General features: G+C 51.8%; 26 protein-coding genes and 1 other annotated feature. Of the genes, 22 read left to right on the top strand and 4 right to left on the bottom strand.

What is annotated here, in order from left to right:
* The first annotated feature begins 13 nt into the window (after positions 1 to 13).
* Together CHH67_RS11200 and CHH67_RS11195 are read left to right on the top strand one after the other, a co-directional pair.
* Positions 14 to 871 (top strand): SDR family oxidoreductase, encoded by an 858-nt coding sequence (locus CHH67_RS11200; protein ID WP_095265270.1) that lies wholly within the window; start codon positions 14 to 16, stop codon positions 869 to 871.
* A 398-nt stretch (positions 872 to 1269) separates the two neighbouring features.
* Positions 1270 to 2145 (top strand): sugar phosphate isomerase/epimerase family protein, encoded by an 876-nt coding sequence (locus CHH67_RS11195; protein ID WP_095265269.1) that lies wholly within the window; start codon positions 1270 to 1272, stop codon positions 2143 to 2145.
* A gap of 118 nt (positions 2146 to 2263) precedes the next feature.
* Here the strand turns inward: CHH67_RS11195 and CHH67_RS11190 are convergent, their stop codons facing one another.
* Positions 2264 to 3148, bottom strand: a complete 885-nt coding sequence (locus tag CHH67_RS11190; protein WP_095265268.1) for a LysR family transcriptional regulator — start codon at positions 3146 to 3148, stop codon at positions 2264 to 2266.
* 185 nt (positions 3149 to 3333) lie between these two features.
* Here CHH67_RS11190 and zwf point away from each other — a divergent pair, with 185 nt between their 5' ends.
* The 6 genes from zwf (at position 3334) to CHH67_RS11165 (ending at position 10100) form a co-directional block, all read left to right on the top strand.
* Positions 3334 to 4833, top strand: coding sequence for a glucose-6-phosphate dehydrogenase (gene zwf, locus CHH67_RS11185; RefSeq protein WP_095265267.1), 1500 nt, complete (start codon positions 3334 to 3336; stop codon positions 4831 to 4833).
* A gap of 146 nt (positions 4834 to 4979) precedes the next feature.
* Positions 4980 to 6326, top strand: coding sequence for a glucose-6-phosphate isomerase (locus tag CHH67_RS11180; RefSeq protein WP_095265266.1), 1347 nt, complete (start codon positions 4980 to 4982; stop codon positions 6324 to 6326).
* Between the two features lie 76 nt (positions 6327 to 6402).
* The gene (gndA, locus tag CHH67_RS11175; protein ID WP_095265265.1) at positions 6403 to 7815 is read left to right on the top strand and encodes an NADP-dependent phosphogluconate dehydrogenase; all 1413 of its coding nucleotides are present in this window, start codon (positions 6403 to 6405) and stop codon (positions 7813 to 7815) included.
* A gap of 141 nt (positions 7816 to 7956) precedes the next feature.
* A complete protein-coding gene (locus tag CHH67_RS27210; protein ID WP_141235798.1) occupies positions 7957 to 8001 on the top strand; it encodes an erythromycin resistance leader peptide in 45 nt (14 codons plus the stop codon).
* A 297-nt stretch (positions 8002 to 8298) separates the two neighbouring features.
* Positions 8299 to 9165, top strand: coding sequence for a 23S ribosomal RNA methyltransferase Erm (gene erm / locus CHH67_RS11170; RefSeq protein ID WP_095265264.1), 867 nt, complete (start codon positions 8299 to 8301; stop codon positions 9163 to 9165).
* A gap of 35 nt (positions 9166 to 9200) precedes the next feature.
* The gene (locus CHH67_RS11165) at positions 9201 to 10100 is read left to right on the top strand and encodes a GNAT family N-acetyltransferase (protein ID WP_095265263.1); all 900 of its coding nucleotides are present in this window, start codon (positions 9201 to 9203) and stop codon (positions 10098 to 10100) included.
* Between the two features lie 55 nt (positions 10101 to 10155).
* Here CHH67_RS11165 and CHH67_RS11160 read toward each other — a convergent pair whose 3' ends face one another.
* Positions 10156 to 11250, bottom strand: coding sequence for a glycerol dehydrogenase (locus CHH67_RS11160; RefSeq protein WP_095265262.1), 1095 nt, complete (start codon positions 11248 to 11250; stop codon positions 10156 to 10158).
* Positions 11251 to 11388: 138 nt separating this feature from the next.
* On the bottom strand, positions 11389 to 11943 hold the full coding sequence (locus tag CHH67_RS11155; protein WP_095265261.1) for a recombinase family protein: 555 nt from the start codon (positions 11941 to 11943) through the stop codon (positions 11389 to 11391).
* Between the two features lie 172 nt (positions 11944 to 12115).
* Here CHH67_RS11155 and CHH67_RS11150 point away from each other — a divergent pair, with 172 nt between their 5' ends.
* The 5 genes from CHH67_RS11150 to CHH67_RS11130 all read left to right on the top strand — a co-directional run bounded on the left by CHH67_RS11150 (position 12116) and on the right by CHH67_RS11130 (position 16940).
* The gene (locus CHH67_RS11150) at positions 12116 to 13579 is read left to right on the top strand and encodes a SulP family inorganic anion transporter (protein WP_095265260.1); all 1464 of its coding nucleotides are present in this window, start codon (positions 12116 to 12118) and stop codon (positions 13577 to 13579) included.
* Between the two features lie 79 nt (positions 13580 to 13658).
* Positions 13659 to 13888, top strand: a binding site (T-box leader).
* Between the two features lie 60 nt (positions 13889 to 13948).
* A complete protein-coding gene (locus CHH67_RS11145) occupies positions 13949 to 14401 on the top strand; it encodes an HIT family protein (protein WP_244908159.1) in 453 nt (150 codons plus the stop codon).
* Positions 14388 to 15176 (top strand): PP2C family serine/threonine-protein phosphatase, encoded by a 789-nt coding sequence (locus tag CHH67_RS11140; protein WP_095265258.1) that lies wholly within the window; start codon positions 14388 to 14390, stop codon positions 15174 to 15176. The genes CHH67_RS11145 and CHH67_RS11140 overlap by 14 nt, the downstream gene beginning before the upstream one ends.
* A gap of 55 nt (positions 15177 to 15231) precedes the next feature.
* A complete protein-coding gene (locus CHH67_RS11135) occupies positions 15232 to 15759 on the top strand; it encodes a DinB family protein (RefSeq protein ID WP_095265257.1) in 528 nt (175 codons plus the stop codon).
* A gap of 59 nt (positions 15760 to 15818) precedes the next feature.
* Positions 15819 to 16940: an NAD(P)/FAD-dependent oxidoreductase gene (locus CHH67_RS11130; protein WP_095265256.1), complete on the top strand. Its 1122-nt coding sequence runs from the start codon at positions 15819 to 15821 to the stop codon at positions 16938 to 16940.
* A 336-nt stretch (positions 16941 to 17276) separates the two neighbouring features.
* Here CHH67_RS11130 and CHH67_RS11125 read toward each other — a convergent pair whose 3' ends face one another.
* Positions 17277 to 17882, bottom strand: a complete 606-nt coding sequence (locus CHH67_RS11125) for a TetR/AcrR family transcriptional regulator (protein ID WP_179292100.1) — start codon at positions 17880 to 17882, stop codon at positions 17277 to 17279.
* A gap of 210 nt (positions 17883 to 18092) precedes the next feature.
* Between CHH67_RS11125 and CHH67_RS11120 the strand changes: the two genes are divergently transcribed.
* From CHH67_RS11120 to CHH67_RS11075, 9 genes are all read left to right on the top strand, one after another.
* Complete coding sequence (locus CHH67_RS11120; RefSeq protein WP_095265254.1) at positions 18093 to 19151, top strand: NADH:flavin oxidoreductase; 1059 nt, start codon at positions 18093 to 18095, stop codon at positions 19149 to 19151.
* A gap of 193 nt (positions 19152 to 19344) precedes the next feature.
* Positions 19345 to 19944, top strand: a complete 600-nt coding sequence (locus CHH67_RS11115; protein WP_095265253.1) for a TetR/AcrR family transcriptional regulator — start codon at positions 19345 to 19347, stop codon at positions 19942 to 19944.
* Between the two features lie 170 nt (positions 19945 to 20114).
* The gene (locus CHH67_RS11110) at positions 20115 to 20993 is read left to right on the top strand and encodes an alpha/beta hydrolase (RefSeq protein ID WP_095265252.1); all 879 of its coding nucleotides are present in this window, start codon (positions 20115 to 20117) and stop codon (positions 20991 to 20993) included.
* A 228-nt stretch (positions 20994 to 21221) separates the two neighbouring features.
* Positions 21222 to 23357, top strand: coding sequence for an ADP-ribosylglycohydrolase family protein (locus CHH67_RS11100; RefSeq protein WP_095265250.1), 2136 nt, complete (start codon positions 21222 to 21224; stop codon positions 23355 to 23357).
* A gap of 178 nt (positions 23358 to 23535) precedes the next feature.
* The gene (locus CHH67_RS11095; RefSeq protein ID WP_095265249.1) at positions 23536 to 24180 is read left to right on the top strand and encodes an SDR family oxidoreductase; all 645 of its coding nucleotides are present in this window, start codon (positions 23536 to 23538) and stop codon (positions 24178 to 24180) included.
* Positions 24181 to 24392: 212 nt separating this feature from the next.
* Positions 24393 to 25550 (top strand): AI-2E family transporter, encoded by a 1158-nt coding sequence (locus tag CHH67_RS11090; RefSeq protein WP_095265248.1) that lies wholly within the window; start codon positions 24393 to 24395, stop codon positions 25548 to 25550.
* A 188-nt stretch (positions 25551 to 25738) separates the two neighbouring features.
* Complete coding sequence (locus CHH67_RS11085; RefSeq protein WP_095265247.1) at positions 25739 to 26074, top strand: Imm32 family immunity protein; 336 nt, start codon at positions 25739 to 25741, stop codon at positions 26072 to 26074.
* Between the two features lie 322 nt (positions 26075 to 26396).
* The gene (locus CHH67_RS11080; RefSeq protein WP_144029257.1) at positions 26397 to 26618 is read left to right on the top strand and encodes a hypothetical protein; all 222 of its coding nucleotides are present in this window, start codon (positions 26397 to 26399) and stop codon (positions 26616 to 26618) included.
* A gap of 142 nt (positions 26619 to 26760) precedes the next feature.
* The coding region (locus CHH67_RS11075; RefSeq protein ID WP_144029256.1) for a hypothetical protein at positions 26761 to 26979 on the top strand (219 nt) is incomplete at its 3' end.

Here is a 26979-nt window from a genome sequence, read left to right as displayed (position 1 = left end):
GGAGGAGAATAGGATGAAATATTTAGTAACGGGAGCAACAGGACAGCTCGGTTCCAAAGTGGTGGAGGCGCTGTTAACATCCGTACCTGCTGAGCAGGTGGCGGTCAGTGTGCGCAATCCGGCGAAGGCCGAAGGACTTCGCGCCCGCGGGGTGGATGTCCGGCAGGCGGATTTTGACGATCCGAGCTCGCTTGACCAGGCTTTTGCAGGGGTTGACCGCCTGCTCATCATCTCGGCGGACGGAGACAATGAGACACGTATCCGTCAACATAAGAATGCCGTGGAGGCCGCAGCCCGAGCGAAGGTGGGCTTTATTGCCTACACGAGTCTGGCCAATGCAGCGAACAGCCATTTGCAGCTTGCGCCGCCGCATCAGGCAGCGGAGAAAGCCATTCTTGACACCGGAATTCCATATACGATCCTTCGCAACAACTGGTATTTGGAGAACGAGCTGTCCACCATTCAAGCCGTGCAGGCGGGCGCGCCTTGGGTCACATCGGCGGGAGAGGGTAGGGTTGGCTGGGCCTTGCGTCAAGATTATGCGGATGCCGCTGCAGCCGTGCTGACAGGAAGCGGCCATGAGAACATGATTTATGAGCTGTCCGGGAAGCTGCTGTCTCAGGAAGAGCTGGCTGCGGCAGTTGGAGCTGTGCTTGGCAAGGAAGTGAAGGTTCAGCAAGTCGACGATGCTGCCTACGCAGACATCATGAAAGGCGCAGGCGTGCCGGAGTTCATCATTCCGATGCTGGTCGGCATTCAGCAGGGGATTCGCGACGGGGAGCTTGCGGTGGAAAGTCAGGATTTCGAGAAGGTTCTCGGTCGCCCTGCAACGCCGCTCCATACCGCGCTCGAACAACTGATCAACCGCTAATGGACTGAATCAGAAGAGAAGTATAACAGAAGAATAGTAGAACAGAAGAACAAAAGAACGGGAACGGCCTTCCACAGCGGGAGGCTGTTTTTTTTATTCCCAAGGAAAGGAGGGATGACGCTGGAAGGGCTCGCCGTCATGGGGAAGGGATGGATGTCGATAGATTGAAGGATACGTATGTTTTGTACCGCTTTAGGTGCCAAAGCTGTTATTTTCGGGAAATATTTTACAGAGTGTTTACCCGGCTCTGACGTAAAGAACAAATGCTGCTGTTACAATGGAGAAAAGTTCTTTTGCCAGCTTCGCTTATCGAGATATCATCACCCCTCAGCACCAGCGACCCTGCCGGTTTCACGGGCAGACAGACATGACATCTTAGCTTAAGGAGAGACTTAACCATGGACCGTGATCATTATTCCGTATCCACATATGCATATATTGATACTCCTCTTATCGAAACGGTTAGCATTCTATCGGCAGCCGGCTGGAAGCAGATCGAAATCATGTGCGAAGGCGGACATGAGGAGGTGCTTGCCTGGCCGGAGGAGCGAATTGCCGAACTGGAGCAAATGGGCCGGGAGCGCGGCATCCGCTTCAGCGTTCATGCGCCGTTTACCGGCTGCAACCCTGCGGCCGAGGACCCGGAAGAGCGCAAGCGCTCGGAGCTCGTTGTGCTGAACACCATCCGGGTAGCTGAGCTGCTGAATTCCAGCTTTATCGTCCTCCATCCCGGGCGCGGATCGGGTGGCTGGTCTCCGGCCCATGCCCGAGGGGCTTCCGGAGCAGCGGCAGAGCAGCTTCATGAGGCCAAACGCCGCGTCAGCCATTTTCTGGCCCGGATTCTGGAGATGACCGCAGAGTCGGACATCGTCATAGCTCTGGAGAATGCTCCGCCTTATCCGGGACTGTACGGGGTGGAGATGTCATTTCTTCGGGACATCGTCGATACACTGGACTCCCCGCGCGTCGGCATTGTTTTTGATGCCGGTCATGCTCATATGACGGGGGAAGGGCGCTGTCTGCTGATGCTGCAGCAAGCCACGCCGCGGCTCGTTGCGCTCCATCTCAGCGACAATGCCGGACAATCTGATGAGCACTTGGGACTTGGGGCAGGCACGGTGCCGCTGGAAGCGATGACCGCTTGGCTGATGGCCAACCGATACAACGGGCATTGGGTGCTGGAATTGCGCCGTGCCGATGACCTCCAGCCTTCGGCGGCCCGGCTTCATCATCTGCGGAGCTGCTACCAGCAGCTAGGCAGGCATGTGCTGTAGCCGTTCAGCTGCTGCCAGGCTATGATGCTATAAAGATGCTATGATGATGCCTGAAGAACGAATTCAGCCCTATATGGCTGCCTCGCAGGCTCATATAGGGCTGGCTGATCCGCTGCGGTTAGCGGATATATTCGACAAAGGTTTTGGCAGCGCTGGACAGCGGCACATTGCGCATCGTCATCACGCCGACTCGGGAAGGCGGCAGATGCACATCCAATTGAATTTCGAACAGCGTTCCTTCGTCGAGCTCTTTAGAGAGAAACTCTCGGGTGACATAGGAGATGCCAAGACCTTTTTTGGCAAATTCAATCAACAGGTCAACACTGCCCACTTCAATCTCGGGCTTGATGTCATAACCGTAGTCATGGAATAATTCCGTAATGGCCATCCGTGCGCGGCTGTTGCGTGAAAATAAAATGATCGGATACTCCATAAGCTGCTCGAGTGTGAGCACCTTCCCTTTCAGCTCGGCAAAATGGGCCCCCGCCACAAAGCAATCCTGCAGCTCTATGCCTTCCTTCACTTCAAGCTGGGGATCGACAATCGGCAGGCGCACGACCCCCAGATCAATCCTTCCCTCCTTCAGATAGGTGATTACCTCAGGCGTCGTCCCGTGGATCAGGGAAAGTCCGATGAAAGGATACTGCTTGTGGTATTTCTCAAGGTACGGAAGCAGATAGTGCTTGAACAGCGAATCACTTCCCCCGATTTTCAGCTCCCCGGCTTCCAGGTTTTTCAGCTCGGCCATTTTTTTCTCCGCAAGGGAAATCAGAATGTTGGACTGCTCGATATAGGAGTACAGAATCGCACCTTCCTGCGTTAGGGCAACCCCTTTGGAATTCCGGTAAAACAGCGTGATGCCAAAGCTGTCCTCAAGCTGCTTGATGGCGTGGCTGACACTCGGCTGCGTAATGTACAGCGCTTTGGCCGCCTGGGTCAAGCTTCCAGTTTTGGCCGCCAAGTAGAAAACTTTATACAATTCGTGGTTTATCATAGACTCCATCTATATCTCCCCCGAAATATATTAATTACCTGTATAGATATGATCTGTATTATAGTTGAACAAAGATGAAGAATCTAGTGCTTGCGAATTTTTCGTAGGCTTAGGTCTGTCTTTGGATTTATTAGGCCGCGAACCAGGCGGCTCATCGAATAGACATAATGGTCAGAAGTCGGAGGGAGAGAACCATGGAGCCTGTAACCTTTGTATTATTTGGAGCGACAGGGGATTTGGCAAAACGTAAAATTTACCCTGCGCTATATAATCTGTATATCGAACAGAAGCTGCCGCCCTACTTTCACGTAATTGGATTGGGGAGACGGGAGTGGACCGATGATATTTTCAAATCGAATGTGGAGCAATCGATCGCCGATTTCTCCCGGCGTAAGGTCAAGGACCCGGTATTGCTGAAAAGCTTCCTGAACATGTTTCAATATCAGACGCTGGACATCGGCCGCCAGGAGGATTACGAGCGTCTGCTGGAGCGCATAGAGAAGCGGGAGAACGGGCTGTCATTGACCCCGAACCGGATGTTCTATCTGTCGGTTGGGCCAGAGTTTTTTGCACCGATTGCCGCCAATATCAAAGGAAGCGGCCTGGGCTCGGCCGCGGGCTGGAAGCGGCTGCTCATCGAGAAGCCGTTCGGGCATGATCTGGCATCGGCGCGTGAACTGAATCAGCAGCTGAGCGAAGCGTTTGAGGAGCACGAGATTTTCCGGATCGATCATTATCTTGGCAAGCCGACCGTGCAGAAGCTGGTGGACCTGCACCAGCAGCATCCGGAGCTGCAAGCGATGTGGTCCGAGCGGGAAATTGCCAATGTGCAAATTACCGCCAATGAAATCGTCGGCGTCGAGGATCGGGCCGGTTACTATGATCATTCGGGCGCGGTCAGGGACATGTTCCAGAATCATATGCTGCAGCTGCTCATGATGGTGGCCATTCTGCCGAAGAAGGTCACACCGGAAGAGGTGCCGCTCATGAAGCGTGCCTTGATGAAGTCCCTCGTTCCGCTGGATCTGCAGCAAGTCGGCGAGCGCGTCATTCGCGGACAATATACAGCTGGCAGCATTCAGGGCAAGCCTGTGCAGGGCTATACATCGGAGCCGAATATCGCTGCCGAATCGCTTAACGACACCTTTATTGCGGCGAAGCTGCTGATGGAGGATGACTACTGGAGCGGCGTTCCTTTCTATATCCGGACAGGGAAAAGATTGAAAGAGAAATCGACCCGCATCGTGGTTGAGTTCAAGCCCCACGCTGCAGATGCCGGAAGCGGGAAGCCGGCGCCTCGCCTGCTCGTCATCGAGATGAGCCCGCAGGAAGGAATCAGCCTGCAGTTCAGTCCGGACCAGGCGCGACATCACGAGCAGCTGTCGCCGGTTCAGCTGGACGTTCACGCCAGCGGGCAGGAGCTGCCGGAGGCGTATGAAAATCTGCTGCATGACGCACTGCTTGGCAAGCCGACCTTCTTCGCCCATTGGGAAGAGGTGGAGCTGGCCTGGCAATGGGTAGAGCCAGTGCTGCAAGCCTTTGAACGGAATGATGTGCCGCTGCGGACGTATGCGGCCGGCTCTTACGGCCCTGCCGAATCGGACGCGCTGGTTGCGAATGACGGTTACCACTGGTGGTTCGATGCGAAAGAGACAGCCGCGGATGAGTCGCGGGTTCTTCACCCGAGCCGCTGATGCGTTTGCTTTAACCTGGTGAAATACCGGATCTTCTTGTGGAGATGGTAGACGAGACCGACAGGGAGATCATATTGAACCGGCGATTGATATAGAAATTCATGAAGGATAAGCCAACCTACTGGCTTGAAGGGAGAGAATCATCGATGGCAATCTCATTTGATTACAGCAGTGCGCTTTCATTTCTGAAGCAGCATGAGGTGGACTATTTCGGGGAATTTGTGAAGACAGGTCACCGGATGCTCCACGAGAAAAAAGGTCCGGGCTCGGACTATTTGGGCTGGATCGAACTTCCGCATCAGTATGACCGCGAGGAGTTTGCAAGAATTAAGGATGCGGCACAGCGCATCCGCAGCCACTCGGACGCCTTGGTTGTGATTGGCATCGGGGGCTCATACTTAGGTGCGAGATCGGCGATTGAGGCGCTGTCCCATACGTTTCACAATCAAATGAGCGGAACGACCGAGGTGTATTATGCCGGTCAAAATATCAGCTCAACCTATGTGGCTCATTTGCTGGAGCTGCTCGAGGGCAAGGATATTTCGGTGAACGTCATTTCCAAATCCGGCACGACAACCGAGCCTGCGATTGCTTTCCGGATATTCCGCGATTATATGGAGAAGAAGTACGGGAAGGAAGGGGCGAAGGAGCGGATCTTTGCCACGACAGACCGTTCGAAAGGCGCACTCAAGAAGCTGGCGGATGAAGAGGGCTATGAAACCTTCGTCATCCCTGATGATGTCGGCGGCCGATATTCCGTGCTGACTGCCGTAGGCCTGCTGCCGATTGCCGTTGCCGGACTGGATATCGATCAGATGATGGCCGGTGCTGCAGCTGCGGCAGACCGGTACAGTAATGACGATCTGGCCGTCAATGAAAGCTATCAGTATGCGGCGGTTCGAAACGCACTGTACCGCAAGGGCAAAACGATCGAGCTGCTGGCCAACTTCGAGCCTTCCCTGCATTATGTAGCGGAATGGTGGAAGCAGCTGTTCGGCGAAAGCGAGGGCAAGGATCAGAAAGGGCTGTATCCGGCCTCGGTCGATTTTACAACCGATCTGCACTCCATGGGCCAATACGTCCAGGAAGGGCGGCGCGATCTGATCGAGACCGTGCTGGCGGTGAAGAAGCCGCGCGTGGAATGGATCATTCAGGAAGACAAGGACAATCTGGACGGCTTGAACTTCCTGGCAGGCAAGTCGATGGACGACGTGAACAAAAGCGCGGCGCAAGGCACACGTCTGGCGCATGTGGACGGGGGCGTACCGAACCTGATCGTCGAGCTGGATCAGCTGAGCGAATATACCTACGGCGAGATGGTGTATTTCTTCGAGAAGGCATGCGGCATGAGCGGTCTCTTGCTCGGCGTGAACCCGTTCGATCAGCCGGGGGTTGAGGCCTACAAAGCCAACATGTTTGCGCTGCTTGGCAAACCGGGATATGAAGCGCAGAAAGCGGAGCTGCTGAAGCGGCTGTCTGCACAGAACGTGTAATTCGCGATAATTCAAAGCGAGCAATGAATGAGGATAGATTCAACAGCGGGGGAACCGCTTCACAGGAGGTTATCTGATGAAGAAGCAACAAATTGGCGTGATCGGCCTGGCCGTCATGGGCAAGAACCTGGCATTTAACATCGAAAGTAAAGGCTTCTCGGTTGCCGTATTCAACCGTTCGTCTGAGAAAACAAAAGAGCTGCTGGCCGAGGCAGAAGGCAGAAACTTCGTTGGCGCATTCAGCCTGGAGGAGTTTGTACAGTCGCTTGAGACGCCTCGCAAAATCCTGATCATGGTAAAAGCGGGCAAACCAACCGATGACACCATCAATCAGCTGATTCCTTACTTGGATCCGGGCGATATTCTGATTGACGGCGGCAACGCCTTCTTCCTGGATACCCAGCGGAGAAACAAGGAGCTTCAGGAGAAAGGATTCCGCTTCATCGGCGCAGGTGTGTCCGGCGGCGAGGAGGGTGCGCTGCGCGGGCCGGCTATCATGCCGGGCGGGCAGAAGGATGCCTATGAGCTGGTGGAGCCTATCCTGACTGCGATCTCTGCCAAAGTGAACGGTGATCCTTGTTCGACCTATATCGGCGAGGACGGGGCAGGCCATTACGTGAAGATGGTCCATAACGGGATCGAGTATGGGGACATGCAGCTGATCGGGGAAGCTTATCATATGCTGAAGGATGTGCTCGGGTTAAGCACAAGCGAGCTCCATGATATCTTCTCCGAGTGGAATCGCGGGGAGCTGGACAGCTATTTGATCGAGATTACGGCGGATATTTTCTCCAAAATCGATCCGGAGACGGGCAAACCGATGGTTGATGTCATCCTTGACACAGCCGGGCAGAAAGGAACCGGGAAATGGACAAGCCAGAGCGCGCTGGACCTTGGCGTTCCGCTGTCCATTATTACGGAATCGGTATTCGCACGCTTCATCTCTGCGATGAAGGAGGAGCGGGTGGCGGCAAGCAAGCTGCTCAATGGTCCGTCGGCCGGCAGCTATGACGGCGATCGGGCGGAATTCATCGAGGCTGTGCGCAAAGCGCTGTACGCAAGCAAAATCGCCTCTTACGCACAAGGTTTTGCCCAGATGAAAGCTGCTTCCGAAGCTTACAACTGGAACCTGAATTACGGTGCGATCGCGATGATCTTCCGCGGGGGATGCATTATCCGGGCGCGCTTCCTGCAGAACATCAAGGATGCCTATGACCGCAATCCAGAATTGAAAAACCTGCTCCTGGACGACTATTTCAAACAGATCGTGGAGAACTATCAATCGGCGTGGAGACAGGTGGTTTCCATTGCGGTCACAAGAGGAATTCCGGTTCCGGCCTTTGCCTCGGCACTGGCTTACTATGACAGCTATCGCTCGGAGCGTCTGCCAGCTAATTTGCTGCAAGCACAGCGTGACTATTTCGGCGCTCACACCTTTGAGCGGGTGGACAAGGAAGGCAGCTTCCATCATCAGTGGTCTGCTGAATAATCGAACAGCAGTGTTACCCTATACAGCCCGGGAACCTTGTATGGCAAGGTTTGCCGGGCTGTATCATTGACTTGCTCATATCCAGCCACTATAATACGGGATGTAATATGAACTTAACGAATATTGGAGGATTATTAAAAAATGACACATTCGATGAGACTGCGTTTCCCAGCCTTGAACCGTTAATTAAATACGTTCAAGGGCTCTGTTGTTTGGTGTAAACAGAGTAACGGGATCAGTCTGTCCTTTTTTAATAATCTTCACTCGGATTAGAAAGGCGGATCGTTCTGCCTTTCTTTATTTATGTCTACATTTCCTCTGCGCGGCAACGTGCGGAGTCTGTTCGCTGTGCGATACTGGCTTCTGCTGCGCTTGGCGTCAGTCCAATTAAATAAGGATCGGTCTGCTTCCCTTTACTCTGCTGAAATCACAGGCAATTGGCCTGTGATTTTTTTTATTTTCATTCGAGAGGAAGAGATGACAATGACCAGAAGAAAGCATAAGTATAGCGGGACTAAACTGAGCAGAGGCGAGCCTCCCAATTTCTCGGGACAGCATTTCCTGCATAAGCCTGGCCTGATCCGGGAGATTGTGGACCGGGCACAAATTGGCAGCGAGGATACGGTGCTGGAACTCGGGGCGGGAGCCGGGGCGTTGACAACGCTACTGAGTGAGCGGGCTGGCAAAGTGCTGGCCGTGGAGTATGATGAGAAACTGATTGACACGCTGAAGCGCAAAACAGCGGCGTATGGCAACACCGTCATCATACATCAGAACATTCTCAATTTGCGCCTGCCCAAGGGGAAATTTCATGTTGTTGCCAACATTCCATACGCAATTACAACCCCGATCATGAAGCTGCTGCTCAATCGGCCGACGAGCGGATTTCAACGCGGCGTAATTGTGATGGAGAAAGGCGCGGCCAAACGATTTACATCACCTTATGTGAAAAATGCGTATGTGCTCGTGTGGAAAATGTGGTTCGACCTCCGATTGATCAAGGAGATTTCAAGGGAGTGCTTCTCCCCGCCGCCGAAGGTGGAATCCGCTATGGTGATGATCACCCGCAGACCGAAGCCGATTATCGGCAATCAGGATCGGATGGCCTTCATCGGGCTGGCAGAGTATGCACTGAAGGTGGCGACGGCGCCGGCGGATGACGTGCTGCGCGGCATTTTCACACCGATTCAGATCAAGCATCTCAAGCGAAGCTCGGATATACGAGGCGATCAATCGATCGGCTCGCTGACGGTCCAGCAGTGGGGAGTTGTATTTCATACGATGACCCGGCATGTGCCGCGTCCATACTGGCCGCGTTTGTCCAAGAAGCAGCTTGAACAATATCAATAACCCTAATTTTGGATTTTTGTCCCGGACAGGCTATAATGATCAAGAAATGGGGGATGAAGATGGAGCAGAGAACAGCACTTGATATGGAGAAGATCGCTCGGTTTATATCGAGATTGAACGTTGAAGCCAAACATCATGTTGGCTATGTCGGAACCCAGAAGGATGAGATTGAAGCGTCGATCCGGGAAGAGTTCGTTCAAGACGGGAACGCGGATCAGCTCATAACGGTGGCTTACGAGAACGATGATATCATTGGCGTTTTGGGACTCAATGCGGATGATGAAAGTAATGTCGCTGAAATCTGGGGTCCGTATGTGGATGGAGAGGAAGAAGCATATCTGCGGGTGGCACCCCGCTTATGGGAAGAAGGGGTTCGCAAGCTGGCAGGCAATGTTAAAGCTTTTCACGGATTCTATAACCGGGAGAACAAGAACGCGCAGAAGCTTATGGCATCACTGGGTGCAGAGAAGCGAAATGCGCATATGATTTTAAAGCGATCAAGGCCGGATCGCCCATATCCTTCCGATGGCTCGGTGTCGGCGTTCAGGACCGAATACATGAGGGATTTTGTACAGCTGCATGACGCGGTGTTCCCGAATACGTATTATAGCGGAGCGGAGATTATAAGTCGATTAAACGAGAATAACAAGCTGTTCATCTATAGGAAAGACGACAAGCTTGGCGGGTATTGTTATGTCGAAGGGAACCCGGAGCATCAAGAAGGCAGTGTCGAGTATATTGCGGTGTCGGATTCATTTCGAGCTCAAGGTATCGGAAAATCGTTGTTGCATGCCGGCTTGAATCATTTGTTTATGGAGCTGAATACAGCCGAGATTTCCATCTGTGTAGAACTGGGGAATGAGCGTGCCATTGGATTGTATCAGGCCGCAGGGTTTGAGGAGGAGCATGTGCTGTATTTGTATCATGTAAAATAATAAGCGAACACAGCAACCAGCCCGCCGGAATCTCCGGCGGGCTGGTTGACATGGGCTACTGTTGCTGGCTTAATACGTCAACGGCTAATATTGCGTTGGCTACTTGCTCGGCTGTAATCTCTGGGGACAGATTGCCCATCGTTTCATTGGTGCTGGTGGCGGCGGCACCGACCTTCAGCAAGTCCTCATCGGTCGCTTCCTTCAGGTGGAGCTCCTCCAATGTTGTCGGTAGGCCAAGCTCCCGGAAAAAGCGGATGTATTTCAGGATCTCCTGTTCCGGATGCAGCTCCAGGACGAGCTGAACCAAGGTTCCGTATGCCACTTTCTCGCCGTGGGTGAGGTGGTGGATGTCACCGGAGAGCACCGTCATGCCGTTGTGGATGGCATGTGCCGCGGCTAGACCGCCGCTCTCAAATCCGAGGCCGGACAGCAGCGTATTCGCCTCCACAACGGCCTCCACATGACGGGTAACCAGCCCTTGCTGTACTGCTTTATAGGCGGGAATCCCGTATTGAAACAGCGTTTCCTCGCATGCTCTAGCAATGGCCTGGGCAGCGATGCTCGGCTTGCCGCCGGACATGGCGTTCCCTCCGCTTTTCAGCGTAGCTCGCACTTCAATCCATGTCGCCATGGCATCAGCGATGCCGGAAGCGAACAGGCGGGCAGGGGCTTTGGCAACAATCGCGGTATCGACAAGCACCAGATCGGGATTCCGGTTATAGAAGCGATAGGACTCAAACACGCCTTCATCGCTGTAAATAACGGAGAGGGCGCTTGTGGGCGCATCCGTCGATGCAGTTGTAGGGACAATCACCACTTTCGACTTCAACTCATCTGCCACGGCTTTTGCCGTATCCAGCGTCTTGCCGCCGCCGACTCCAATGACGTAATCGACGGACTGTGACTGGCCTTCCTCTGCAATCCGGCGCACTTCGTTAACGGAAGCCTCGCCTTTAAACAGGACGAAGTGGTACGCCATATTTTCCGCTCCCAAGCTTTGAGTAATGGCATCCTCCGTAATACCCCAAACCACTTCGTCAGCGAGAATCAGCGGTTTGCGGCCCATGTCCTTGATATGCTGCCCAATCTCCCGCAAGGCACCCTGACCTTGAATATATTTGCTTGGCGAAATAAAAACAATGTTAGCCATCGATATAACCTCCTGAACCGTGTCAGTTTCTATGGATAATCTCGCCAAAGCGATGGCGGATTATACAGACTATAAACAGTTACAGGTTGTTATAAACCGGACCGACTTGAAAGAAAGGGTCGTTGTACACCTGTCTGTCTAATAGGTGCCTTCGCTTTCGAGGTAACGGTAGAGCGTTGATTTGCTGATGCCGGTTTCCTCTTTAATCTGAGCCAACGTATAGCGTTTGCTCTGATACATCAGAATCGCCCGCTTTACATTCTCATCCGGTTTGCGGGGTCTGCCGGGCGTGTTTCCTTTTTGCTTTGCTTCATATAGTCCTCTTTTTGTTTTCTCGCTAATGACATCACTTTGAAATTCCACCAGATGCTTGATGATGTGATGAAAAGGATAGCCCTCAGGCAGGCTGGTGTCGATCTGCTCCGATAGGGACAGCAGGAAAGCCTCTTTCTCATGGATAGCTTCAAGCAGCTCTGCCAGATGCCGGGTAGAATCGGCAATGGCGAACAGTTTATAAACCACAATCTTATCTCCTGGCGCTAGCTGCGTCAGAAGCTGGTTGAGCTCCGAACGCCGCTTCGCCGAGGAATGCTCTTCTCGAAGGATCTGCTCACAAGGTAGCTGCTCCAGGGCTGCCTTCTGATCGAGGCATTCCCAATCATCGTGATAAGGTCTCATATATCCAATCAGCATCGCGTATCTCCTAGGGGATTGTATTTACAACATCATACCATAATTGATGGTCTCAAAAAGGTTCCATTTCGGATCAAATGGTGGTACACTGTTGCTGTTGATTCTCGAACAGGGCGGATGAGAGCAAGGGTTCAAAGTCAAATAATAGATCAATATGAGGTGTGGAAGAGAAGTGATAGAGACTATCAAGAGAAATTGGTTTTCCAATGTCAGAGGGGACGTGCTGTCCGGTATTGTGGTGGCATTGGCATTGATCCCGGAAGCGATTGCCTTCTCGATTATTGCGGGTGTGGACCCCATGGTTGGATTGTACGCCTCCTTCTGTATCGCGGTCATTATTTCGTTTGTGGGCGGCCGCCCCGGGATGATATCAGCAGCAACAGGTGCTATGGCCTTGTTAATGCTCCCGCTGGTCAAAGAGCACGGGCTCCAATACTTGCTGGCGGCTACGATTTTGACGGGAATCATTCAGTTGATCTTTGGCGTGTTGAAGGTGGCTAGGCTGATGAAGTTTATTCCGCGAGCGGTGATGATCGGATTTGTAAATGCGCTGGCGATCTTGATCTTTATGGCGCAAATCCCGCACGTATGGGGTATTTCGGGCATGACTTATGTATTTGTTGGCATCACACTGGCGATTGTGTATATTGTGCCCCGATTCTTCAAGGCCGTCCCGGCGCCGTTGATCGCCATTGTGGTGCTGTCAGCCGTCGCGATCTCGTCGGACCTCGGGCTGCGCACGGTGGGTGACCTGGGCAATATCCAGCAATCGCTGCCTATGTTCCTGATTCCGGATGTTCCACTCAATTGGGAAACGCTGCGCATTATTTTTCCATATTCCTTCGCGCTTGCCATTGTCGGCCTGCTGGAGTCGCTGCTTACGTCATCCATTGTCGATGATATGACCAAGACAGGCAGTGACAAAAACCGTGAAGCCAGAGGGCAAGGCATCGCGAATATCGTGAACGGATTTTTTGGCGGCATGGCAGGCTGTGCCATGATCGGGCAGTCAGTCATCAATATCAAGTCGGGGGGACGGACCCGTCTATCCACTTTGGTTGCCGGGGCGTTCCTCATGTTTCTCATTCTGGTGCTCGGAGATTGGGTTGTGCTCATCCCGATGCCTGTGCTTGCCGGTATTATGATCATGGTCTGCATCGGCACGTTCGATTGGTCTTCGTTCAACTATTTGAGGAAAGCGCCTAAATCGGATGCTCTCGTCATGCTGGCGACAGTGATTATCGTGGTGGCTACTCATGATCTGTCCAAAGGTGTTATTGCCGGTGTCATCCTCAGCGCTATTTTCTTTGTAGCGAAAATGTCCAAGCTGGAGGTTCGCAAGCGCATGAATGGCGATGAGGCGGTATTTACGGTAAAAGGACAGTTGTTTTTTGCTTCGAGCAACAGCTTTGTTGACGCCTTCGATTATTCGCTGCGCTCGGCGGCCATTGTCATTGATTTCTCGGCGGCTCATATCTGGGATGATTCCGCTGTGGGGGCTCTGGATAAGGTGATCGAGAAATATCATGAGAACGGCAATCGCGTGACCGTTACCGGTCTGGACACGTCAAGTCAAAGCATGGTGGACAGGCTGGCGGTAACTCAAGGGGCGAGTGCCAAAGCGAGCGCGCATTAATCGGATGCTGAGATGAAGTTACTGAGTTGAAGTTGCACTTGACACGAACCGAGGTTGCTTCTATGCTATTAACAAAATTCGAAACACAAAGACCGGGAACAGTAAGGAACCGCCTATTGCCCAGCGAGCTGTCGTGTGGTGTGAGACAGTCTGTAGGCGCCTGAAGCTCGCCCGTGAGTGTCAAGACTGAAGCGATGCAGTAGGTCTTGCCGGTTCCCCGCCGTTAACCGGGCCAGAAGATGGAGCATTGCGGCTCGCCATGCATCCAAGAAGAGTGGTACCGCGATCGGGTAACCTATCGCCTCTTTGCAGGCGGTAGGTTTTTTTGTTGTTGTGTTAATCCATTGGTGAGGAAATGGAGTGATGGGCATGGAAACAGCGGATTGTTTTATTTGTCGTAAACATCGGGGAGAGATTCATGTTGCTGGCGGATGTATCTATGAGGATGACTATGTCTATGTCGGTCATATCGGCTCAAGCGGTTCAGCGGTCTACGTGGGATATGTGATGGTCGATCTGAAGCGGCATGTTGCCGGCTATGGCGATATGACAGAGGACGAGGCGAGCGCGGTTGGATCGGTGCTGAACCGGATCGGCAAGGCGCTTAAAGAAACGGAAGGGGCAGAGCATGTGTATTCCTTTGTGCAGGGGGATGCCTTTCCGCATTTCCATGTTCATCTCATTCCTCGTTATCCCGGCACGCCGGAGGAATACTGGCATCCCACGAGCATCCGGGGCTATGAGGCCGCTTATGGAACCGCGAATGAGGTTGAAACCTTGTGCGTCAGGCTGAAGGAGGTCCTTCATCATGAAGCGGGTTGAGTCCGTGAGCTGCTTATGGACCGGGGATCAGCAGGCCTATCTCGATCAACCCAGCAGCAAGCGAATCCGGCATGTGACGGTTGGCCGTTATGGCGGATGCACGGAGGGCGGTGCCTGTAAAAATGAGGACGGATTCCTGCTGTGGCTGGATGAGGCTGAGGCCTGGGAGTTCGCCGTGATTGTGGACGCGCACAGCTCCTGTCAAAGCGCGGTATTGATTCTGGAGACGCTTCAGCATCACGAAAGCTCCGTCCGCGACATACTCCGTCAGCCGCTGAGAAAGGCGGTAGACAGGATCGAGCGATGGGTGCTGGATATCTTTCAATCGGATGGTTTCTTAGTGAAATGCCGAGCTGTGCAAGGCGAAGCCTCTTGTCTGATCTGTCTGCGTATCGAAAATATGCTGTGGTGGTTCTCCGTAGGAGATTGCCAGCTGTTCCTCTTCCATGATGAACTGGAGTCCTGGGGGCAGAACTCGATGAATCAGCGAAATTTCTATGAATGGATCGGGCAGGTGAACACATTCGAGCAGGCGGTCCCGAGCTACTCGCTTGGACGGAGGCAGCTCCGAACCGGACGGAGCGGGATCATGGTGATGACGGACGGTTATTTGGAAGCAGAAGGCTGTGTGAGTGCGATGCCTGACCTGGGCAGGGGACAGATGTCGGGCGATGAATTCTTAGCCAGGCTGGTTCGCCATAGAACGGTAGACAGCACGACCTTCATACGCTGGTCGGTTCACAACGCGTATCCGGCGGCGCTGCCATCGAGTTGACGAAGAGGCTCCGATTGAGATGAAATATAAAGCAAGGAGAGGAGGAGTGTTCCAGATGAATTTTAGTATGGAGGAAGCGATAGAGGTGCTTGAACGGACGCCCAAGGTGCTGGAAACTCTATTCACAGGCCTGTCGGACGCATGGCTCGTGTGCAATGAGGGGGAGGGCACATGGAATGCCTCGCAAGTACTGGATCATCTGATCGAAGGGGAGAAAAGCAACTGGATCCCGCGGCTAGATATGATTCTGTCCGGCGGTGAAGGTAAGCCATTCCCTGAATTCGACCGTTTCGCCCATTTGAATCACGCCGCAGCACCGCTGTCTGACAGGTTAAGCGAGTTTAAGAAGCTTAGAGGAGACAATATTCTCAAGCTGCAGCAGCTGGTTCAGCATGAGAGCCAGCTTGAATGCACAGGGATGCATCCTGCATTCGGCTCGGTGAAGGCAAGCGAGCTAATCGCTACCTGGGTCGTTCATGATATGACACATCTGAGTCAAATCGTTCGTGTGATGGCTGGAAGGTACCGGGAGGATGTCGGCCCCTGGATCGCCTTCTTGAGCGTATTGCAACCCCATCGTTAAAGTGGGCGAAATGATATAATAGGCGTCAAGTACGAGTGTCAGTGTGAAAGGGTGTAACGATGAAGAAAGTGATTGTGATCGGGGCAGGAATACTGGGGGCTTCGACCGCTTACCAGTTAGCCAAAATGGGAGCAGAAGTTACGATTATGGATCGTCAGGATGCCGGTCAGGCTACGGATGCGGCAGCGGGAATTATCTGTCCCTGGATATCCCAGCGGCGGAATAAAGCTTGGTATCGGCTTGTGAAGGCGGGTGCGCGCTTCTACCCGGAATTGATTGCGGAGCTGGAACGCGAGGGGGAGATGGAGACCGGTTATGCCCAGGTCGGGGCGCTCAGCATTCATCACGACGAGGAGAAAATCACGAGAATCGAAGAGCGGGCGCAGGACCGAATGGCCGATGCGCCCGAAATGGGCGAGATCACCCGGCTGGACGAGCATCAGACCAAGGCGTTGTTCCCTCTGCTTGGAGAAGGGTATCAGGCTGTACATATTAGCGGAGCCGCGAGAGTGGACGGCCGTGCCCTGCGGGATGCCTTGATCCGATCTGCCCAGCGAAAGGGAGCTGTTCTGATCCAAGGGGACGCCGTGCTGGAATATGATTCGAATCGTGTCACGGGGGCTTCTGTCCATGGAGGATATATCGCTGCTGACCGTATCGTCGTCTGTGCCGGAGCCTGGGCGAGACAGCTGCTGGAGCCGCTCGGCATCCGCTTCAACGTCAGCTATCAGAAGGCTCAAATTATGCATGTGAAGCTTGAAGGACATCAGGCTACAGCCGCCTGGCCAGTGGTGATGCCGCCTTCCGATCAGTATTTGCTGGCCTTTGATCATCAGAGGATCGTCATCGGGACGACGCATGAGAATGACGTAGACGGCTATGATCCAAGGGTGACGGCTGGGGGGATGCAGGAGGTGCTGAACAAAGGGCTGTCCCTTGCGCCGGACCTTGCGGACAGCACGTTCCTGGAAATGCGGGTAGGCTTTCGTCCGTTCACGCCCGGATTTCTGCCGGTCATTGGATCGATTCCGGGCTGGGAAGGACTCTTTACGGCCAACGGACTCGGTTCTTCGGGATTAACGGCTGGGCCGTATTTGGGATATCAGCTGGCCAAGCTGGCGCTTGGGCTGCCTGTAGATCTGGATATAAATGATTATGACATCGGGCAGGCGCTGGATTAAATCCACTATAGAACCAGATGGATATTCAAGGACATAAATCCAATAAAATACTATTATAATATTTTTTGATTTTAAGATAGTGTGATAGGGGGATTTTAGTGTCATTGTACCATGACCATATCCTGATTCAAGCACTAGGCGTGGACGGTGTATCGATGGCCAGTACTTCGTTAAATATTCATTCGGAGATGGATACGGATTACACTGAATAATATCACTTGAAGAAGACCTGCACTATAGCGATTGAAAGTGCAGGTCTTACTGTGTCATCCGAACGATGCCTTCCACGAATAACGCCTCACCTTGATGAGAAGTCATATTTATCGAGCTTGAGCTTCAGCAGACCGGTTGCGGATTCGAATTCAAGGCCGAGACACCGTTCATCATAATGGGCAATATTCGCGCTGCCAACTGTTCCGGAGATTCGGTTCTGCCGTCGAGGTTCCATTGATACGTGACGCCATAGATGGACCAGCTCATCGAAGTCGCCGCCGATTTCAACAGGGCGGGGTCTTGGCCATTCGCGCCATGGGTCACTAGCTGCGTTATAAAGCTCTCCAGCTGCTGCTTGATATTTTTTTCGACCACAGGGGCGACGGAAGTGTAGTTTTTCATGCATTTGTTGTTCAAAGTCTGATGATAATCGCAAAGCGCATGTATCAGCTGCCGGATGGTTTCCTCCGTCAATGGAGCGTCAGGCCGGATGCGTTGTAACAGAAACGAAGTGAACCCATCCGCCCACAATGCGTCAAGCAGCTCATATTTGTCCTGATAATGCGCATAGAACGTAGCGCGATTGATTGTGGCTTTGCTCGTGATATCGCTAATTGTAATCTGATGAAAGTCCTTATGTCTTAACAGTTCCGTAAACGCGTCCTGAATGAACTGGCGGGTCCGGACGACGCGCGGATCCGTGCGCTTGGAGGATTGGAAATCCGACACTTGCATGAACACCCCTTACCTGGAAGCTATGATTGGTTATATAATACACAACTGTTGTTTTCCTAACAAGTGTATATTAGATACAATATGCCGATTCTGTTGTTTAAGCAAAAGAATGGGCATATTGTTGGTTGAATCAGGTACGCCTAGCTTTTATCATCATAGACGTACCCAAGGTACAACAAAAGCTGAACTGGAGGTCTTGATGAAATGAATACTTCTCAATCTGTACAGGCCCTGTTTCAACCTGTGACGATAGGCAATATGAAACTTCCAAGCCGCATTGTGATGGCACCCATGACGCGCGGATTTTCTCCCGGCGGCATTCCCGGTCCGGATGTAGCGGCATATTACCGGCGGCGGGCGGAGAATGGCGTAGGCCTTATCGTGACGGAGGGGACCATTGTTAATCATCCTGAAGCCCATCAACAGCCGGGTGTGGCTGTCCCTCATTTCTATGGCGAGCAGGCGCTGGCGGGCTGGTCAAAGGTTGTGTCTGAGGTCCATGAGGCAGGCGGCAAGGTGATTCCACAGCTGTGGCACATGGGACTGAACCCGGACCGGAGCGTGAACGAGCTGACTGAAGCGGAGATTCGGGATATCGTTGAGGCATTTGCCCAGGCGGCCGCGGATGCGAAGCGCATAGGATTTGACGGGATTGAGCTTCACGGTGCGCACGGGTATTTGATCGATCAATTCTTCTGGGAGAAGACGAACCAGCGCACAGACCGCTATGGTGGTGATATCGTGGCTCGGACACGCTTCGCAGTTGAAGTGATCGAAGCTTGCCGACAGGCGGTAGGCCCGGATTACCCGATTGTGCTGCGCATATCGCAATGGAAGGGCAGCGATTATTCAGCCAAGCTGGCTGAGACGCCGGAACAGCTGGGGCAATTTCTTGCACCGCTGGTTGAAGCAGGTGTCGATATCTTTCACTGCTCGACCCGCCGTTTCTGGCAGCCGGAGTTTGACGGTTCTGAGCTCAACCTCGCCGGCTGGGTCAAGCAGCTAACTGGCAAACCGACCATTACCGTCGGCTCTATCGGACTGGACAGCGAAGTGACGAGCTATTTCTCTGAAGGGAAAGGAGCGGAAGCGGAGTCCACGAGCATTGACAAGCTGATCTCAAAGCTGGATCGGCAGGAGTTCGATCTGGTGGCGGTAGGCAGGGCGCTGCTGGTGGATCCGGCCTGGGCCGCGAAGCTTCGCGATGGCCGCTGGAGCGAGATGACACCATTTACATCGGAAGCAGCGAAGGTGCTGTATTAAGCTTGATGTAGCCATATGAAAATGATGGAGCATGTTCGGCAGATTCTTTCTCTGCCAAGCATGCTCTTTTTGTTCGGAAACAGAAGTGGATAGCAGCGCTTGCCCCCAGGTGGTTCTTGTGCTAAACTTCGTTTGAGACCGATCGGTTTCTTTTTTTTGGATGCGGTGAACATACATACAGGAGGAAGCGTGCATGCGTAAAGGCGAGAAGACCCGGGAGTTTATTGTGCAGCAGGCAGCCGAGCTGTTTAACCAGCAAGGGTATTTCGGTTCCTCGATGTCCGATATTATGCGGGTGACAGGGCTGCGCAAGGGCGGGATTTACAACCATTTTGAGAGCAAGGACGAATTGGCGCTTGAAGCGTTCGACTATGCCATTGGCGTACTGAGCAGACGTTATTATGAAGCGATCAGGGGGAAATCGTCGGCGGCCGAGCAGCTGATTTCGGTGGTGTCGATCTATGAGAATGTCATTGAGAATCCTCCGCTTAAAGGAGGCTGTCCGCTGCTGAATACGGCTGTGGAAAGCGACGATGCTCATCCTGTACTCCGTGAGAAAGCAGCAGATGCGATGGATCAGTTCTTGAAGTTTATACAGATGATCATAAACCGCGGGATGCGTAAAGGAGAACTTAAAGCGTCGATTCACCCTGAATCAGCGGCGATATTCATTACGTCCGCGATGGAGGGTGCAGTCATGATGAGCAAGCTGTACCGAGACAGCCGCTATATGCAGCAGGCCCTGGAGCACCTGTCCTCCTATATTCATAGTTTGCAGAAATCGTCCGACTAATTTTTTTTGCTTCAAAAAAAGACCGATTGGTCCTTTATTCGGGTTTGCTTTCATCTCGAAGTGACGTGCTGTATCACATGGGTTGCTGCAATGCGATCCGCGGTCGCTTGGTTCATGAGCAATCCCGTTAACCTGTTCGGAAAAGTACAATAGTATGGAGGGGAAGCAGGATGATTTACATAGTCATAGGGATAGGGATCGCACTGTTGGTGTTTGTCAGCGTCTTGTGGAAACTGGCCGTTAAGGGGCAGACACCCAAAAGGGTGATCAACGTGCAGAAGCCCGCTCAGTATTATGAGGAAGTGTCATTTCAGAGTGGGGATGCGGTTGTTCATGGCTGGTATATTCCAGCCAAGGCCAGCGACGATGAGCCCAAACCGCTCATCATCGTCGTACACGGCTGGGCGTCGGCGAAAAGCCGAGTCATGCGTTATGTGGATCCGCTTCATCAAGCCGGGTATTCGCTGCTGTTGTTTGATGCCAGAGGTCATGGGGACAGCGAGGGGATCAAGGCCCCCACCATCAAAAGTTTCCGGGATGACGTGAAGGCCGCAGTCCGGTATGCTCAGCGCCGAGAAGATGTAGCTCCTGGGCGGATTGGTCTGCTTGGTCACTCCTTCGGGGGCATGGGGAGTCTGCTTGCGAGTCGGGAGAAGATTGGCATCAAGGCACTGGTCACTGATTCGATGCCTGCCCGTTTTCGGACGATCATGGAAGCCTTGTTACGTGAATATAAGATGCCATATGCTCCGCTCGGACCTCTGCTAACCCGGATGATGTTTATGAGGGCGGGGATCTCTTCGACGGAGTTGAGAGAAGAACTTAGCCTGCCTGCCGCACTTGAGCATAGAAAGTCTCCCGTGCTGCTGGTGCATTCAAGAAAGGATCGGTATATTCCTTCGGAGGAACTGGATTACCTGATGCGTGGTTTGAAGAACAGACGTGAGGATGTCGAGTGTCTGTATGTTGACACGGACGGGCATCGAAGTTCGGAGAAGGACTCCAGGTTCTGGAAGAACGTGCTGTCTTTTTATCAAAAGTATGTGTAATGGAAGCCCGAGCGCTTGCTGCCCAAACGCCTATTTAGCAGCCATTTCCTGGGAAACAGGTTTGGTGAATTAACCGACATTTATGAGTATCCCGGAAATGACAAGCTCTTTATGATGCCGATCGTGGAATGCTGGTTTGAATCTGCGGCCCCGCTGCTGTATTTTATAAGTACGGTGAAACTTGCCGGACATCTTGAGTGTGGCAATTCATAGACAGGAGTGACAGCGATGACATTTACGATTCCGGAAGATTATGTAGAGCGGGTGTATGCCGGATGGCTTGGCAAAGTGATTGGGGTTCGTCACGGAGGGAACATCGAGCAATGGACGTATGAACAAATTGAAAAGGCTTACGGAGAAATAACCACCTACCTGCATGAGTTCAAAAACTTTGCAGCGGATGATGATACAAACGGTCCAATGTTCTTTCTCCGGGCACTGGAGGATTATACCCATACAGATCAGCTGACGGCGGAGCAGATCGGGCTGACCTGGCTGAATTATGCGCCGGACGGCCATGCATTTTTCTGGTGGGGAGGTTATGGGGTATCGACAGAGCATACCGCATACGAGAATCTGAAGCATGGCATTATGGCACCGAGATCAGGATCTATCGAGCAGAATGGCGCGGCGGTTGCCGAGCAGATTGGAGGCCAGATCTTCATTGACACCTGGGGCCTGATTGCGCCAGGCAACCCGAAGCTTGCCGCTGAGTACGCAGCGAAAGCCGCGAGTGTATCCCATGACGGGAATGGCAAATACGGGGGGATGTTCGTTGCTGCTTGCATTGCGGCGGCTTTTGTCATGAAAGATATGGCGGATATTATCGAGGCCGGGCTAGGGGTCATTCCGCACAATTCTGAATTCCACCGGATGGCGCTGGACGTGATTGAGTATCACAGCAGGCAGCCGGAATCGTGGCGTGATGCGTATGCTTATGTGAAAGCGCATTATGGCTACCATCTGTATCCGGGCAATTGCCATATCATACCGAATGCGGCGGTGATCATCCTGTCACTGCTATACGGAGAAGGTGACTTCTCGAAGTCAATCAACATATGCAATATGTGCGGCTGGGATACGGATTGCAATGTGGCGAATGTGGGCACAATTCTCGGCGTTCTGAATGGTTTGCAAGGGATCGATGCTTCGTGGCGGACGCCGATCAATGATTTTCTATGCTGCTCAAGCGTTATCGGCTCGCTGAACATCCTGGATCTGCCATGGTGCGCTTCGTATATCGCTCGTTTCGGCTATAAGATCGCCGGGGTGCAGCCTCCAGACCAATGGGAAGCTGTGCTGAATGGCAGCTCGCCGAGATTCCATTTTGAATATCCGGGTTCAACGCATGCGTTCCGTACGGATCACGATGATCCTTCCCGCAATGTTACGGCTCGGGTTGAGAATAGTGAGGCAGAGGCTTATTCCGGAGAGCGCTCGTTAAAAGTAATGTTCGACAGAGTGAGAGGGGGCTACGGCTACCGGGTATATCACCAAACGTATTACGGTCCGTCCGATTTCAATGACAGCCGCTATGATCCGGCCTTCTCCCCACTGCTATATCCGGGTCAGAAGGTGGAAGCGCGCGTGAAACTGCCAGATACCGGTCCGGGTCTGAAAGCAAGAATGTTCGTGAAGGATGGCAATCAGGACAGGCTATATTACGGGGAGAGTGTAAACGTTCCAGCAGGGGAGTGGATTCATCTGACGATGGATATTCCGGTGCTGGATAACGCCTGCATTGAACAGGCCGGAATTGAATGGATCCCGTTAGCCGACTGGCAAGAAAGCCTGATCGCTTATGTGGACGATATGCATTATAGTGGTTCTCCGCATTACTCGATTGATTTCAGCCAGGAGCGTCTGGAAATGTGGAATCCGATTCACGTTGAGGTCCGTCAGTGCACCTATCTGCGAGGTCATTGGACACTGGACAATGGAGCTCTTAGCGGCAGCGGCTCGCAACTGCCTGCCGAGTGTTATACCGGTGATTATGCGTGGAAGGATTACAAATACGAAGCGGTGTTAACGCCGGTGGTCGGTGAGGAGCATCTGATTCAGGTGCGGGTGCAGGGCGGCATTCGGTCTTATGCAGCCGGCCTGGCGAAGGACAACCAACTCGTGTTGTACAAAAATGATCATGGTTATCGGGCTGTGGCCTCGGCCGATTTCGCATGGGAGCCAGGTAAAGACTATCGGGTGGAGATAAGTGCGGAACATAACCGCTTGACGGTTAGTGTGGACGGAACACAGCTGCTGGCCTATACGGATCAGGATGCTCCTTATCTGCATGGCCAGATCGGTTTTGCCAATAGAAACGGAAGCCGGACGCTCTACAAGCGATATGCGGTTTCCCCATTGTAATCGCATCGGCCTGCACCCTTGATCCAGGCGACAGCCGGGCATGGATGCGCCGAACATCACCTATCCCGTCAGGCATAAGGGTGCTGGCTGCACCTGATTGGGCCTGCGGGATGTTTTTTTATATAATAATAGCTAAAGATAAAGGATATCCACATTGCCGAAAGTGAGGAGCGACCACATGAACGTATTGATTATTGGAGCGAACGGACAGATTGGACAGCATCTCGTCCGCCAAATGCAGCAGTCGGCCGAGCTGAACCCGATTGCGATGGTGCGAAAGGAAGAGCAGAAGGCGAAGTATGAACAACAGGGCGTTCAGACTGCCCTGGTTGACCTTGAAGGAAGCATAGATCATATCGCCAGCGCGGCTCAAGGTGCGGATGCTATTGTATTTACTGCGGGTTCGGGCGGACATACCGGTGCCGATAAAACGATGCTGATCGACTTGGATGGGGCTATCAAATCGATGGAAGCTGCCAAGCAGGCTGGAATTCAGCGGTTTGTGATGGTTAGCGCAATCGGTGTTCATCATCGGGAGAAGTGGATGGCAAGCGCGCCGCACTACAGTGCAGCCAAGTATTACGCAGACATGTGGCTTATGAGAAGCGGGCTGGATTACACCATTATCCGACCAGGCGGACTAACGAACGAACCGGGAACCGGAAAAGTGAAGGCTGCAGCAGATGTAGAGCGCGGGAACATCCCGCGTGAAGATGTGGCTTCCACGATCCTCGCTGCGCTTGCCGATCCGTCTACGATGGGAAAGGCTTTTGACCTGATCAGCGGGGACACGCCGATTGAACAGGCGCTGAAGTTGGTGTAGGGGGACAGGGGGGCGAACCTCTCCAAAGCGAGTAAGGATAACGGGAAGAACGAGCGCGGCTGCCGATGATCCGGCAGCTGTTTTTTTATGTTGCTGTGTGGCGGTACGATTGGCAGATTCGTGACGCAACTGGACACAGGCATTTTTCAAACATTATAGTATAGAGATAGAGTCATTTGCGATACATATCAGACTAGTAAGGGAGGACATCCATGGAGCCAACCCGAATTTGGCCAGATCGCTTTAAGCGATTTTTTCTAAATAACAAGTTTGTGCTGCTCTTGTTCGTGTTGTTGTTGGTAGGAATCAACATACTGGTGCTCAGCAAAATTTCGTTCGTCTGGCACCCTGTTGCTGTACTGATCAAAACAATTATATTGCCGATTATCCTATCCGGTATTCTGTTCTATCTGCTTAATCCACTCGTGAATGTGATGGAAAAATGGAGGATCAAGCGGGGCTGGTCGATCCTGATTCTATATTTGGCGATCGCCGGTATTCTGACGGTGGTTGTGCTCGCGGTCATTCCGGTGGTTCGTAATCAGATTATGAGTTTGATCATCAACTTTCCGGTTTACAGTGAAAATCTGAGACAACAGTTTGAGAATCTGACCGGAACCGAACTGTACAATCAAATTCAGTCGACGATTAACTTGAATTCGGAGGAATGGTGGGGGACCGTTACCCAGCAAGCAACAGATATTCTGAACACGACCTGGTCCAAGGTTGGCGGATTCCTGGGCGCGTTCACGGAAGTTGTGCTGTCGATTATTACGGTTCCGTTCGTGCTCTTCTACATGCTGAAGGATGGCAAGAAGCTGCCTGAGAAGCTGCTCTCTTTCCTGCCGACCCGGAGCCGCACGGGTGCTCTGCATGTGCTTCAGGACATGAACCATCAGATCAGCTCGTTCATCCGCGGCCAGATTATTGTCAGCTTCTGTATCGGTATCCTGCTGTACATCGGTTACATGATCATCGGGCTGGATTACGCGCTAATACTGGCCATTATTGCGTCATTCACCAATGTGGTGCCATATCTGGGTCCCGCGATTGCGATTACGCCCGCTCTTATCGTTGCGCTTGTAACCTCGCCGATCATGCTGCTGAAGATGGTGGCGGTATGGACGATTGTTCAGCTTATTGAAGGCAAGCTGATCTCGCCGCAAATTATGGGCAAGACCCTCAAGATTCATCCAATCACAATTATTTTTGTTATTCTGACATCCGGCAATCTGTTCGGGGTAGTCGGCGTTCTGCTGGCCGTTCCTGGTTACGCGATGCTGAAGGTGTGCGCTACGCACATTTTCCAGTGGTTCAAAAACACCTCGGGGCTGTATGAGTCGCCGGTGGAGCATCATGAGAAAGTATGAGCGAAAACTCCCGTCTTTCGGCAATTTGCTGAGGGCGGGAGTTTTTATGTAGTTAATAGGCATATCCAACTATTTTTTTGCTGGAGAAATTTGTCGAGAGATGGAGGGAGTATGGAATTAATGCGTGCGAAAGGTAGTTGCGAGAGTGGAAAAATCATTGATAGATTTTAGAAAGGAGGATAAATGTTATGAAATATTTGATTGATATAGAAAACGATGAAAGTGATGACTTTGAAAGATTGGCAGATAATGTTGGTGTGTTACAGGTTTTTGATAGCAATGGAAACGAAATAACAAAGTCATCAAAAGTATCCTTATTTCTGAGCAAAAATGCACTAATAGGTTTAGGAACTGAATTGATAAGGTTGGCTCATAATTATAAAGAAGGAAAGCATTATCATATAGAGCCAGCAAGCAAAGAAATGATGGTTCAAACATTAGGGGTTTTTCTGACACCGGATAGTTGTGAATTAATTGTGGGCTGTAGTGACGAAAAAGTTATTGATGATTATTTTAAAGAATAGGGGATTTTAAATTTACACAAATCACTAAACCTTGATTGGCTACATGCCTTTCAAGGTTCTTTACTTTAAATGAAGACGGATAGGGAAAGAGAGACGTATCACATTCAAGTGGAAGAGTATGTGATATCAAACAGATCGAAGTGAAACAAGAGACGATTAGAATGTATAATTTCGTGTAGGGATTATTACACGTATTTTGTCAGCGAACTGAAATTATGGACCCCACAACTGCAGCGGCGGAGGCGGAAGAGGCCTAACCAGAGGTAGCCTGGGAGGCAGCAGCAACGGGGCATTCATCGCGCGAGGTCCTGGCGGCGGGCGAATGAAGCGTTCTTCGAGTAAGGCTGGGACTGAGGGGACGGGTAATGGTAAGATACTATGGGCTTCTTGGAATGATTATAAAAAGGTTAATGTTAATTTGCAAACATATGGCAAAGAGGGAAATAGACTATATTCTAAACATGCAGTTGATAGAATGCAGCCAAGTGGAAAAAGTTATGGAAGTCCAACTCAAGCAGGTGGGGATTATGGTAGAAGTGTATAACCGTCTTTTACGGAAAATAATACAAAAAATACCAATTCAGTAGTTCAACAGAATGGAAATCTTTCTTATACCTCAGGAACTTTTCAAGCATAACTAATAAGCAGGAAGCAGTTGTTACCATAATTACAAAGTAGGTGGTTACATGGGAGATAGAAGTCATATAAAGCAATTATGCAGTAAGTTTAAAGGTAAGGAATATGAGTTAATTGAATTTCAAAATAGGTTAGAAACAGCAATATTTCCTCCCGAATTAGAGGGATTTAAATATTCAGTACTAAATGAAATAGAAGAAATCCGATTTACAAAATTAGAAGAGAATTTTCATCATTTAGGATTAAAAGTGGTAGAGAAAATATTAAAG

Origin of the sequence: Paenibacillus campinasensis (genome assembly GCF_002272015.1) — a bacterium.
Taxonomy (GTDB): Bacteria; Bacillota; Bacilli; order Paenibacillales; family Paenibacillaceae; genus Paenibacillus_AQ; species Paenibacillus_AQ campinasensis.
Note: the sequence above shows the minus strand (reverse complement) of the source record. Positions and strands in the feature narration are given on the sequence as shown.